The organism is Methanohalobium sp. (genome assembly GCF_018609725.1).
In the GTDB taxonomy this organism is placed as follows: Archaea; Halobacteriota; Methanosarcinia; order Methanosarcinales; family Methanosarcinaceae; genus Methanohalobium.
Genome location: NZ_JAHENT010000102.1, coordinates 15,382 through 28,739, shown reverse-complemented (window position 1 = coordinate 28,739; position 13,358 = coordinate 15,382). Strand labels below are relative to the sequence as shown.

General features: G+C 37.3%; 12 protein-coding genes. 2 read left to right on the top strand and 10 right to left on the bottom strand.

Annotation, left to right across the window (positions count from 1 at the left end; genetic code table 11):
* Positions 1-179 precede the first annotated feature (179 nt).
* On the bottom strand, positions 180-1,541 hold the full coding sequence (locus QZ276_RS06790; protein WP_292486499.1) for a transposase: 1,362 nt from the start codon (positions 1,539-1,541) through the stop codon (positions 180-182).
* A gap of 262 nt (positions 1,542-1,803) precedes the next feature.
* Here QZ276_RS06790 and QZ276_RS06785 point away from each other — a divergent pair, with 262 nt between their 5' ends.
* Positions 1,804-2,313 carry a flavodoxin family protein gene (locus QZ276_RS06785; protein ID WP_292486497.1) on the top strand — a complete coding sequence of 170 codons (510 nt, stop codon included), beginning with the start codon at positions 1,804-1,806 and terminating at the stop codon, positions 2,311-2,313.
* Between the two features lie 40 nt (positions 2,314-2,353).
* Here QZ276_RS06785 and purE read toward each other — a convergent pair whose 3' ends face one another.
* The 8 genes from purE to QZ276_RS06745 form a co-directional block, all read right to left on the bottom strand.
* Positions 2,354-2,743 carry a 5-(carboxyamino)imidazole ribonucleotide mutase gene (purE, locus tag QZ276_RS06780; RefSeq protein ID WP_292486495.1) on the bottom strand — a complete coding sequence of 130 codons (390 nt, stop codon included), beginning with the start codon at positions 2,741-2,743 and terminating at the stop codon, positions 2,354-2,356.
* A 34-nt stretch (positions 2,744-2,777) separates the two neighbouring features.
* On the bottom strand, positions 2,778-3,065 hold the full coding sequence (locus QZ276_RS06775; protein WP_292486493.1) for a chorismate mutase: 288 nt from the start codon (positions 3,063-3,065) through the stop codon (positions 2,778-2,780).
* A gap of 117 nt (positions 3,066-3,182) precedes the next feature.
* A complete protein-coding gene (locus tag QZ276_RS06770; protein ID WP_292486491.1) occupies positions 3,183-4,670 on the bottom strand; it encodes an NAD(P)/FAD-dependent oxidoreductase in 1,488 nt (495 codons plus the stop codon).
* 120 nt (positions 4,671-4,790) lie between these two features.
* Positions 4,791-5,654: a shikimate kinase gene (locus tag QZ276_RS06765; RefSeq protein ID WP_292486501.1), complete on the bottom strand. Its 864-nt coding sequence runs from the start codon at positions 5,652-5,654 to the stop codon at positions 4,791-4,793.
* A 16-nt stretch (positions 5,655-5,670) separates the two neighbouring features.
* Positions 5,671-6,213 (bottom strand): hypothetical protein, encoded by a 543-nt coding sequence (locus QZ276_RS06760; protein WP_292486489.1) that lies wholly within the window; start codon positions 6,211-6,213, stop codon positions 5,671-5,673.
* A gap of 60 nt (positions 6,214-6,273) precedes the next feature.
* Positions 6,274-7,071: a DUF1638 domain-containing protein gene (locus tag QZ276_RS06755; protein WP_292486487.1), complete on the bottom strand. Its 798-nt coding sequence runs from the start codon at positions 7,069-7,071 to the stop codon at positions 6,274-6,276.
* A gap of 37 nt (positions 7,072-7,108) precedes the next feature.
* Positions 7,109-9,046, bottom strand: coding sequence for a hydantoinase/oxoprolinase family protein (locus tag QZ276_RS06750; RefSeq protein WP_292486485.1), 1,938 nt, complete (start codon positions 9,044-9,046; stop codon positions 7,109-7,111).
* 128 nt (positions 9,047-9,174) lie between these two features.
* A complete protein-coding gene (locus tag QZ276_RS06745) occupies positions 9,175-9,969 on the bottom strand; it encodes a DUF1638 domain-containing protein (protein ID WP_292486483.1) in 795 nt (264 codons plus the stop codon).
* Between the two features lie 108 nt (positions 9,970-10,077).
* Between QZ276_RS06745 and QZ276_RS06740 the strand changes: the two genes are divergently transcribed.
* Positions 10,078-10,896 carry an alkaline phosphatase family protein gene (locus QZ276_RS06740; RefSeq protein WP_292486481.1) on the top strand — a complete coding sequence of 273 codons (819 nt, stop codon included), beginning with the start codon at positions 10,078-10,080 and terminating at the stop codon, positions 10,894-10,896.
* A gap of 36 nt (positions 10,897-10,932) precedes the next feature.
* Here the strand turns inward: QZ276_RS06740 and QZ276_RS06735 are convergent, their stop codons facing one another.
* Positions 10,933-13,293: an SdrD B-like domain-containing protein gene (locus QZ276_RS06735; protein ID WP_292486479.1), complete on the bottom strand. Its 2,361-nt coding sequence runs from the start codon at positions 13,291-13,293 to the stop codon at positions 10,933-10,935.
* Positions 13,294-13,358 lie beyond the last annotated feature (65 nt).

Here is a 13,358-nt window from a genome sequence, read left to right as displayed (position 1 = left end):
CCATGTTTAAAAATTACTTCCTGAAAGTATAAAAATCTTATACAATAATAAACAGCCAAAGGGTTGGAGCTTAATATTAGAAAGATAGTTTCACAATCCCTTTTTTCAACTTAATATATAAACAACTATGTTCGACTGGTTCTGACCGCTCTCCCACGAGTAGTGTAAACTTGTGGGTTCTATTGAACCATGAGAGCCTCAACCTTTGACGGGGTGAGCATTTGCTGATTCATGGACGGTACTTGCGAACTGATACCGTGACCGGTCGTAGAGGTACCATCTCCACAGCCGTTGATTCCCGCGAGCCCTACGGTATGCATCATTGATGGATTATAGTATGATGATTTTGTCAATATGTTGACTGCAGCATTGAGGTCTCTGCCAATTTCTAATCCACAGTTACCGCAGTAGAACGTTCTGTCTTCCAATTTCAGTTTCTCTTTTCTCTTGGTTCCACAATGAAAACAGACTTGAGTAGTGTTGTTGGGATTTACCTTGTCTACTATTTTTCCTTTCTCAGCAACTTTATAAACAGTATGCTGAACCAGCTTGTTCCAGCCTACATCTGAAATGGATTTGGCCAGTTTATTGTTTTTAACAAGATTTTTTATTTTCAGGTCCTCGAACACAATCAGGTTGTATTTATCCACCAATACTTTGCTCAGACAATGCGAGAAATGGTTTCTTGCAGCAGCGACTTTCCTGTGAATTCTGTTCACTAATTGTTTCTGCTTGTTATAATTCCTGGATCTGAACTCCATTCTCGACAATTTTTGCTGTTCTTTAGCAAGCCTTTTCTCAGCTTTCCTGAGGATTTTCGGTGGTTCAACAAAATCATCGTCTGATGTTGTTATGAATGATTTCAATCCCAAATCGATACCAACAGCGTTTTCTGGTGTAGAAGGAGTAGGATTATCCGGTAGTTCTACAGTTAGATAGGCGAACCATTGTATCCCCTCTTTTTTGAGAGTACAGGTCTTCAGTTCGCCATCCGACAATCTATCAATGTTAATCTTGATGGGATTCGATTTATTAGTTATCTTGGATAGATATAACCAGTTCCCATCTAGGTACCATCCATTTCCATGCTGTTTGTATCTGAAACTACTGAGATCTTCTTTACTCTTGAACTTGGGATGACCTTTCGGGAGAATTCCATCGTATTTGATGAATCCGGATGAATTGTTTCCACATGGAACATCTTTTCTCTTAACGAACTTCACTTTTTTACGTTTTGTATTTTTCAGTCTACCATTCTTGATATCATCGAAGAACTTGTCAAAGACAAAACATAATCGCTGGAATACATCCAGTCTTACCGAAGAATGTATTGGATAGTCCAGATTTTTCAGGTGTTTTTCCAGAGATGATCTCTTTACCGACAGACCGAATCTTTCATATAAATCAACTTGAATTGATAGAAGATGGTTCCAGATTAACCTGCAGTATTCCGGTGTATCATCCAGCCTTCTCTCCTGTTCAGGAGTAGGATGTATCTTGAATCTAAGATTCCTGCAGTTCTGACCTTCTTTACGGACCATCAACTCCAACCATTCCCTTGATACTGTTTATAAGTTTTGAAACTATATAAATTTTATCTACTGCTAGCGATTATACCATAAAATCTAGAGTTGATCAGACATCAGCGGGGTACGATTCATCCCTCATTAAACGGAGTTTAAGAGCATGAGTGAAGTCGTTGGCTTTCACGTACCCCTGTTGCCCCACTATTGTAAAAAAGTATAAAACAGTTGCAACACTATATAATAAACTACAGGAAAATATCCTGACAGGGGGAATTACATGAAAGTTTTAGTTACTTATATGACACAGACAGGTAATACAAAAAAAATAGCCGATGCTATTTATGAAGCAGTAGATGAGGATAAAGATATCAAATATATAAATGAGGTTGACAGTCTTGAAGGATATGACCTTGCTTTTATTGGTTTTCCCATACATCAGTTCAATGCACCTGATGAGGTCAAAAATTTCCTGAACAATAATACCAATGGCAAAGACATTGCACTGTTTATAACACATGGTGCACCCAGTGACTTTGACCAGGTTTCAGACTGGGTTTCAAAATCTAAAGAAGCAGCAAAAGATGCCAATATAATTGATGTATTCCAGTGTCAGGGAGAGGTATCAAAAGAAATAATGGATATGCTACAAAACTCGGATGATCCTCAGATGCAGCAATTTGCAGAACTGGTTTCCAAGGGTAAAGGTCAACCCGATGAAACAATGGTACAAAAAGCGAAACAATTCGCCAATGATGTTATAACCCAGAAAAAAGCGTGGACAAAATAAAAGCAATAGAAAAAGGAAGACTCTTTATTACTTCCTTTTGTTATTTTAACATATTCAGAATACGTATTGCAAGATTTGCTGCGTTTTTCCCGTTATCAATACCCACTGTTGCTACTGGTACACCCGGCGGCATCTGTGCAGTAGAGAGTAGTGCATCCAGCCCTCCAAGTTTGGCATTTACCGGAACACCAATCACCGGTTTTTCTGTCTTGGATGCTACAACACCCGGAAGTGCTGCAGAAAGCCCGGCGATTGTTATGAATACTTTTGCATCACTTGATGTTACGTAATCATCCAGTTCATCAGGGTTTCGATGTGCTGAAATGACCTGTACGTCATAACTGTATCCAGTATCATCAAGAACCTTTGTCGATTTTTCTGCTATCTCTTTATCTGATTCAGAACCAGAAATTATTGCTACATCTACCATTGTATTTCTCCTTCAAAAACAGTTTTTTAATATATCAGGGCAGGTTTCCGTTACCACTTAGTTCATACTGTTTGTCAATACTCATCTGGATAAGGGTTTCATATATTTTTTTTATAGCCGCTGTATCAAGGTTGAGTTCTGTTGCCTCATCTATAGCCCGATTAATGACCACCTGATTCTGTTCTTCATCATTTATGGATAGGTTTTCTTTTCTTTTTGCATCCAGTACTTTTTCTGCCAGGTCAACACGTTTTTTAATAAGTTCAAGTATTTCACTGTCAATCTGCTGGATTTGTGCCCTTGTTTCTTCAATTGTTGTCATCTGTAATGCAACCGTTGGGTTTGTATGTTTTAAAATGTAAAATCCATTTGTATTAATAAGCCAGTTAGTAATTTCTTTTAATTTATAATTTCTGTTATTGTAACCTATAATGATTATTCAACTCAGGTGACCATCATCACCCAAAGTTTTAAGCAATTCGACTACCGAATACGCTGCACGGGTTATCCCCATAGACCTCCTGTCGGTATCAGTTCCAGCAAGATAAAGGTTTTTAATCGGTGTTTTAATATCTGCAAAATTACCGTTTGTGGTTATGGCTGCTTTTTCAGGTATTGTTATCTGTTCATGTTTCATTTCTACGTAATTTTCAATACCCGGTATAGCATTATATATGGTTTTATATGCATTTTCGATATTACTTTTCGTATCGCTGTATTCATCCATTATAAACGAAAAACCAACAACCTGCTTACCCTTAGGAGCAAAACTTGAATCATAATTGCTTGTAGGCATCGCCCAGTATGGTTTATTTTTAAACCATACTTCAGAACCACAATAATTCAATTCATCCATTTTTTGGGAAAGACCAAGCCATATCGTAAGGCTTTTAGAAATTTTGATATTTTCAAGTTTTGATTTATATCTTGATGGAAGATTATCAATTGTTCTGGGTAAATCCCTGCACATTCCAGTATATACAACAACATCAGAACGGTACACATTACCATTTGCTGTTTCTACTCCTTCTACAACATTATTTCCTGTAAAAATAGTACTAACTTCTTCACCGGTAATGATATCTACATTATCAGGAAACGAATATAAAACCGAATTCAAAATACTTTTCAATCCGCCTCTAGGATATCCTTGACAGAAATTAACGTTGTTGGTTGCCAGTTTACTAAGAGAACTTATTGAATCAAGAAGATTTAATGAACCAAACAAAAACGGCACACCCTCCCTATTAAACTGGAAGGGAATATCGACATTACTGGGTAAAAGAGAATTTCTATCTTTTTTATCATTATTTGAATCTTCTGAGATATGATTCAAACTCTGTTCAATTTCTTCCTTAATTGTGCTGTCACAGACAAAATCACTACCCATAAGTACCCTTTCTACAGGGGTTTCATACATCGATTTACCAGATAAAAAATAACTAACCGTATCTATAAATTCGTAACAATCCTTTGAAATCGTTTTTGGAACTGCATTATAAACAGGTGTTTTTGACAGGTCAGAACCGAACGTAAATTGTGTCAGTGACCTTGTCAATGACTGTGAAATAGCTACTCTGTCCCTTTTTGGAAAAACATCAAATCTTGCAAATTCTTTTAAATTAGACGGAAATTTTACTAGGCGATTTTTGTACCTTACATAGTAATGTCCGTAGGACTCAAAAACAGGGAGATAGTTAAAATAATTATCCATCAACATTTTCAGTGGACCTACACAAAGATGCGTAATTGCATGAACTCCTGTATCAACCTGAAAACCGTCAACCTCATAACTGTTACAATTACCTCCAACTTCCTGCTCTTTTTCGATAACAAGTACTCTATGGCCGTGTTTTGACAACACAAGCGCACTTAAAAGTCCGCTAATACCTGCGCCTACTACTATAGAGTTATAATCCCTTTCCATGGTATCAACTTAAAATTTTTAGATATATTTGAATTTCGCAGGAAACTTGGGTCGTTAATAAGAAATATTTATTATTATATAAATATATTTATTAAAGTTTGGATTTTACAAATTTAAATCTCATTCCCGGAATGCACCTGAATTATTGATTTTTGTTTTTATCACATTTCCACATATGTTACAATTTTCCCATGATTTTTTGAGTTCATTTACCTTGCCTTTTTCAACCAGAGCAGTAAATGCAGGACCTGTGCCTGACAGACTGACACCTTCCACACCTACCTCAAGAGCCCGCATCATAAGTTCGGTATCAAAACCAAGAGCTCCGCAATACATAAAACCGTTCAGTGTCATTGCTCGACTATAATATCCATCAAGTGCGAGATCATAGGCGATATCAACCCAGTCAGCAATCAATTTTGAGCGGGAAACATTGGTCTGTGAACTAAAACCTTTCTCATCCGGTGCAAATATAAGGACATCTTTATCACATTCGGTTCTTTTAACAAGCTCTAAATTCTCATTGTCTGTTACAACAATGCCTCCCAGAAACGATGCACATGCATCATCAAATGCGCCTGTGACGGTGACTCCTGCATCCATTGCAGCCTGAACTCCTGTTCTGACCGCATCAAGGGAATCCATTCTTTCACCGATTGCATCAAGTGTAGCAAGAACTGTTGCATTCGCAGCCGCACTACTACTTTTCAACCCGCTGGCAAGCGGTATTTCACTCCTTGTAGATACAGTCCCACCGTATTCAAGTCCGTAATGTTTAAGAACCAGTTCTACTGACCGTTCAATCAATGTGGTATCTGCATAGGGATTACCATCAATTTCACCATGTATAACCCCGCTATCCTCTGACAACTCAACATCTACAAAAGTCTTTAAATCCACTCCAAAAGCAGAACCCTTTAGTGTGGCAATAGCGTTTATAATAGTACCTGCACCGAGTGCATAGGATTTTCCTTTAAGTGTCATAATGATATCCTTTGTGTCAGATGTTTTGCTCAATCATATTTTTCAATTTATTAAGGTCTGAAATAACTTTCTCACCTGATACTTCAGATTGATAATCATTTCTACTGTACTTTTCCAGCAGTTTATTAATGTAATCCAGTTCTACATAGGCAGAATAATAATCCGGTTCAAAACCATTTAGTTTGTCCAGAGGAAGAACTGTAGCTCCACCTTTTACCGTTTCTTCTTCCAGCCCGTTTACAACAATTGTAAAATTGTATTCCGCAAACCCGAATATGCGGGCAAGATTTCTTGAAGTATCCGAAACCTGCTGTGCCCTTTTGGCGTTCATGCGTTTTACTGCGCCTACTGAATCCTTATACTCAACAAACCAGACCTGATTTTCCTTCCACATCATGGCATCGTATTCAGCAAGTACTGAAGAATTTTTAAGTGCAAGTACATTAAAGAGTACACCATTTATTTGAGATAAATCCAGATTATCCCTGAATTCTTTTTCAGTCTCTATTATGTCAGGTCTTGTTTTTAACGTATAGGCTCCACTTCTAAAGACCACCATGAATCCAATATAGGTAAAAAGAGGTATTTAAATAGTGGGGAAATAGTTAGAGATTATAATTTAACCTGATTGAGTTACACCTATATGGTCTTTAGCATTCTGATAACATTTTTCAATAAGCCCGAGGTCTGCGTTCATTTCTACTACATCAAGTTCGAACAACCGGGAAAATTCACTTACCTTGTCCTCAAAATCCCTGTCGTAATCAAGTCCTGTATCAACTTTGGCTACTTTCTTGTACCCTGAATAATCGAAAACATATTTTGTCATCTCAATGTTGTCAGGGTCTGGTGTGATTCCTGCAATCTTTAACATATCTTTCCAGTATTTAGCCTGCATGGGAGTTAGAAAATAGATACCTTCGCCCCTACAGCCCATAATTGCATCCAGATAGGTTTCTCTGCTACCAAGGGAAGCGGCGATACAATCATCCATTATTTCCCCTTTTTCATCCTTTAAAATACCTACATAACATGGGTAATCACTAAAATCGCTTTCAACCTGTCCCAGCACGTTTCCGCACAACCCGTAAAAAATGAGGACTCCATCAACGTATTCAGACATGGTTTCTATTTCCTTATAAACCCCGTTTTTGAGTTTTTCAGGAGATGCATCAAGAGCGAATTCAAGCAGGTCAACTATAAGCGTAAATTTGTTATTTTTTTGTTCCACATTTTGAGGGAGTTCATTTATGGGTAAAACCCTATAAGAACAAGCTTCATAATCCAATTTACTCTGCAAATTCTTGCTGTCCTCACTTTCAACAACTATTACCTCATCAATTGCAGAGTCGTTTTTAATAAGATAAACTATCTCATTTTCAAATATCCTGCAGGCTATAAAACTTAGTACTGGCATTATTGTATTACCTCTGGTAAAATAAAAAAAGAATGAATCAGTGTTCAATTTCTTTTTTAGTTTTTGGCATCCCGATTCCTATAAAAACCAGATTGGTTTCTACCGGTATCCCTGTCCCTTCATGTATAGTTATATCATTTCTATGCATATCTACTTTAACGTTTCCTTTATCCAGACCCGCTTCGGTCATATAATCCATCATCATTCTGTGACCAAGGTTTTTAGCATATTCAAATGCATCTTCATAAAGTGGGAACTCTTCTCTACCTCCAGGATAGAATACCACAATACGCTTTTTACTTTTACTGTATACAGATTTTAACATGATTTCTATTCTTTTGATTCCTTTACCGACAAGAGCACCCACAGCGTTACCTACTTCTGCATATGAAGGCAAACGTACATCTGCATCGATTATGTTAGTAATTTTATCCTGATATACCCTCGACGGCGCTCCTATAAGCACAACGGGTACATCGAGTTTGAAATGTGTCAGGTAATCTCCACGAAGGATTTTATCTATTTCTTGTTTATCAACACCTTTAAGGACATAGGACATTAGGTTCAGAGACATATTCAGTGTAACTTCATTTTTAACATGGTTACACAGTTCTTCAACACCCATGTTGTTTGTAAATTTAGTCAACATAGCCGCACCCATATTCGACGCATTGACGTTCCAGTCTTCGTATTCACCCAAAACATGAAGTGCATCAGTCGGTGTAAATCCAACAGCCTGAACCAAACGTTTCTGAACCAAGATGTTTAGATACATATCAGACGCCGAGCTCTCCCAGAAGATTTCATTAAGAGATGCAGGCTCGCTTTTCTCGATTCTCTCAAGGATTCTCTGTTCAGCATCACTCAAATTGATGGGTTCTTCCCCTGTTTTTATATAGAATTTAGTAGGCTGAATATTCTCGGTTAACTGTCTCCTTGAAGGAACCCTTGCTTTTTTCAATTTATCTATAAATCCTGGATATTTTTCTGCAGCCACACACAACGGAATAACCCGTCTTGGTCCGATGTTTACATTCTGGTTTCGCACCCATATGTGACTGTCTCCTCCCATAGCGGATGTTTCCATACGCAAAGCTTTTACCTTGGTCTGCCAGCCACCTACTACTGCACCGGTTTCTGTCAATTCGGGAAGACCATTCTCCATCAGAGAGACATCTGTACTTGTACCACCAAGGTCAATAACTGCACAGCTGTCAAGGTTTTCAAGATATGCTGCACCTACAAGACTGGCTGCAGGTCCTGAGAAAATGGATTCGATAGGTTTCTCAAGTGCTTCATTAATTCCTACCACAGAGCCATCACATTTAAGCATCAATAATCTTGCATCTATACCTCTTCTCTCGGTTTCTGAAATTATGGACTGGATGAAACGGTTAGCTATCGGAATTAGCTGGGCGTTTAAGTAGGCTGTAACTCCCCTCTCATAGGCACCAAGGTCCTGGGACAGTTCATGCCCGCAGACAACCGAATAATCAGTCAGATTATTAACAATTTCCTTTATCCGTAATTCATGATCGGGGTTCCTGACACTAAAATAAGATGATATCGCAAATGCTGAAACTTTATCTTTAACCTTATTTACAAACTCTTCAACTTTTTCTTCATCCAGTGTTGCAACTTCCAATCCCTTGGTATCGTGTCCTCCCTGTACTACTGTATAATAATCTATATCAGTATTTGCCGGCACATCATAATTTCCTATCAGTATCAAACCGACAGGATAACCGGTCTTTTCAAGTATGGTGTTAGTAGCCAATGTAGTGGAAACCGAAACGATGTTAATGTCTTCCAGATAAGATTGGTCAAGTCCATCGATGGAATTTTTTATACCTTCCAGAAGGTCAGGATAGGTTGTCAATGCTTTATTTGCACTTACAACTGCTCCGTCTGTATTTCTCAAAATCACTGAATCAGTGTAGGTTCCCCCTGCATCTACTCCAAGGCTATATTGCATATTAAAGACTCCTTTTAATTAATTTGAAACATGGAATACTTTGAATCCATTAATTTGATGTGGTTTGATTTTAAACAATATAATAATTATTAGGATTCCCATATATCAATGTTTATAAACAATCAAAGTTAGCATTTCATGATATCAGATTTTGTTTTTTCGTAACAGTTTTCAATCAACCTTAAGTCACCATGAAAACTTACAATATCAAAATTAAACGCTTCTGCGAATTCATCAACTCTGTCTTGAAAATCCTTTTCATAATTTAATCCTGTTTCAATTTTACCCACTCTTTTATAACCAGCATAATCGAAAGCAAACTTTGCCATCTCATGGTCATATGGATCACTGGTAAAGCCTGCGTCCTTAATCATCTCCTTCCAGTTGGAAGCCCACATTGGTGTCAGGAAGAATGTTCCTACACCCCTTGAACTTGTTAGGGCTTTGAAATACTCGTTCCTACCCCCTAATACTGCACCTATACAATCATCCACAACTTCACCGTTATTTTCTTTTAATATACGTACACTACAGGTTTTATCTTTGAAATCCTCCTCTATGTTGCCAAGCACATTGCCACAAAGCCCGTAGAACACAAGGATACCATCCAAAAACTGAGACACCTCATCTACTTTTTTATACACCTCATTTTTAAGGTCGGAAGGATTTACATGAAGCCCAAATTCAAGTATGTTTACAACAATATAATACCTGTTATTGTTATCAATATTTGCAAGGTATTTTACCATATCCTCAAATGATGATAGTGTATAGGGATGTCCTATATCATCGAGTTTACCAGTTAATCCATCAATATTTTTATTTTTTACAATAATAACATCATCTATGGATGAATCATTCTCTATCACATGAACGATTTCATCCTCAAACATTCTGCAGGCGATAATACCCATTACTGGCATTAGAACTCCTCATATTATACAGAATAATAATGAATTAATAATATTAAACAATAGCGGATATGAAAATAGAATAATAGTAAATAGAATGATAATCAAATATTTTCATGTATGGATTCGGATAAACAATGTAGCCTTGTTGATATTGCCCCCACTATTTCTGAAATACTTAACATAAACATGGTCAAACCCAGTGGTCGTGTTCTAACACAGATTACAGATTATGCCCAAAAAAACAATACAAAAAAGGTAGTTTTGATAATTATTGACAGTCTAGGATTTGCACTGTATCAGCATTTGACGAGATCAATGTCTAATATGAAAAAAATTGCCGATTCTGGAATGGTTCTTAAATGCAAATCCACTGCAGACCATACAACCCCGGCTATTGCATCAATATTTACAGGTTATTATCCAGAAGAACATCATCTGTATTATACTGATGATATTTATAAAGAACGTGCTAAAAATGAATCGAATCCTAAAATTAAAACTATAATGGAATGGGCACATGATAACGGTCTTAAATCCGGAATTGTTATCGAAACTCAAGGTGCCGAAAGTCTGTTAAACCGAATTGACCGGATATTCGGAGTACCGGATTCAGATGATATCATCGAATATGACAAATACATTGCTGAAAACACAAAAAAAGCGCTGGAATCAAATCCTGATATAATGGCAGTACACCTAAGGTCTATAGATAGGTTTGCTCACAGGTCTGAATCGTGGGATGATATAAAATATTCAGCCCTACGTATTGATGAATACATAGGTATGATTTATTCAAAAGCTGAGAGCAATACTCTGTTTATTATATGCGGTGACCACCCTATACATTCCAGCCAAAAATGGCTACAGAAAACCAACAAAAGCGATTCCGAAAATTATCATAAAAGATATGTTGCCCTTATTGTAGGCTCCAAATAAAAAAGAAAGGACAAAAAACCTCTGCCCTTTTTCAACTTATTTTTTATTCTGTTCTCTTTTTATAAACAACAGCATTGCAATTCCAAGTACACCTACAAGCAACATCGGGTTGGCAGTAGGAACGCCTGCCCAATGGTCATATCCAAAGTAATGGCTCGGGTCATTGTCGTTTACCTGTGTTTCTTCATACATGGCAGTAACATTACCATAATTGCTGTACTGTCCTATCTTTGCTGTTCCTGTAGCAGAACAGGTCACAGATTCCGATACATTAAGGGTTGCTATTGTACAGATGTTTCCAATTTTAGTATCAGTAACAGCAACATTAGTAAGATTCACGTTACCGGTGTTTGTAACATTGTATGTCCATTTTACCTGATTTGATATCTGTATGGATGGACCCCTTGGATTATCAGCATCCTTTCCATTAGTGTACTTTTCAATACTTATGTTTGGAGAAGGTGTAAAGATTCCTACATCTATTGTATCATTGATTTCACCCGACAGTAGTGTAATAGTTGATGTGTTACCGGTGTTATTTACATCACTATCATTGTGGATATTACCACTGTATTGGGGTGAAAATTCATAACCTTCTGGTTTTTCAAAGTTGAGATAATAGCTTCCCGGAGAGACCAAGAATTTATAGAATCCTGAACCATTCGTTGTTGTATTGGTTAGATATATTCCATCAGAAGTATAGATTCTAATTTCTATACCTTCAATTCCGGGTTCATCCGGATCTTGGATACCATTACCATTTGTGTCATTCCAGACAAAATTACTGATGGTTGCAGGTCGATACAATCCAGAATCTATAGTGTTATCGGTCTTTCCCGATGTTAAAGCCACACAACTGGTATTTCCTGATGGGTTAGCATCGCTGTCTTCAAAATATTCACCGTCACCCATTGTTGTAAATTCATATCCTAAAGGAGCTGTGAAACCTATATAATATTCTCCCGGTGCCAGCCCTGTGAAATTGTAGTAACCCGTTTGATTGGTTGTTGTGTTTGTTATTAAAGAGCTATCACTGCAATTATACAGACTGACCTCTACTTCAGATATACCTGTCTCTCCATTGTTCTGGATTCCATCTCCATTTATATCCTCCCAGACAAAATCACCAATTGATGCCGGCTGATACATTCCCGCATCTATGGTATGATTATATTCTCCTGAATTCAGTGTTATACATGAAGTGTTGCCTGTTAAGACATTAGCATCACTTTCCTCGGATTCATCAATCCCTACATTCTGTTTTGTAAATTCATAACCTGAAGGTAAAGTGAAACTGATATAATATTGTTCATCAGGGTTTAGACCTGTAAATTGGTAAAATCCTTCAGAGTCTGTTTCATTTTCAGCTATTTTTGTTCCATTACAGTAGTAGAGTCCCACGGTTACATTTTCTATACCAGGCTCACCGCAACACTCTATCCCGTCACCATTGAGGTCTTCCCAAACGCGGTCACCGATTGCTGCGTTATCCCCCTGTAGTTCAACATCATATAATCCTGCATCTATTGTATCATTATTTTCACCTTTATCCAACATGATACATGACGTATTACCGGTTACATTATTGACGTCACTATCCAGTTCATCATTACCTGCATTCTGCGAAGTAAATTCAAATCCTAAGGGTGCCGTGAAATTGACAGAATAATTACCCGGTGGAAGATATGTAAAACTGTAAAAGCCAGATATGTTGGTGGTAGTGTTTGCTATTATTGTTTCTGTGTCACAATCATACAATTCAACCTCTAATCCAGGTATACCTGCATTTCCATCATTTTGGATACCATCTTCATTTTCATCCTCCCAGACGTGATCACCTATTGAAGCGCTTGGTGCTATAGTATAACAGAAATAGTATGCCCATCTATTACCTCCAAAATCTTCGCCCTCTCCCCACGCAGTTTCAAACTGGTCGCCATTGGCATCTAATTTGCTTACGTTAGCATGGGTTAATATATAGACAGTATCACAATCATTCAACGATATATCATTTAATGGTATCTCGTATGTATAATTATCAATACAGCCATGTGAATCATTCCTGTAACCAAACTGTCCCGGTTTAGGAGTACCACTATTTGTTTGAGGAACATCGTTCAGTGATGTAGTAACACTTACTTGAGTTTCTTCCAGACACCAGTTATCTCTTGTATCGTACTTGACAAAAATATGTGATTCATTGTTCCATACCACCACATCTCCTGAATCATATTGTTGCCCTGCTATTAAATCTCTTACACATGGAACATCACTACACTGTGCTAAATCAGTACAATCCGGACATTCACCATTTTGTGCACTCGCCAAACCTGAAATAGCAAATATCATTGCCAGAAATACTATTGATAAACATATTATTCTTTGATAAATTTTCAAATACTATACCCCCTGATTAAAACCATCCGTAAAAGATGATATTATAGACTTTAAATATCCAATAT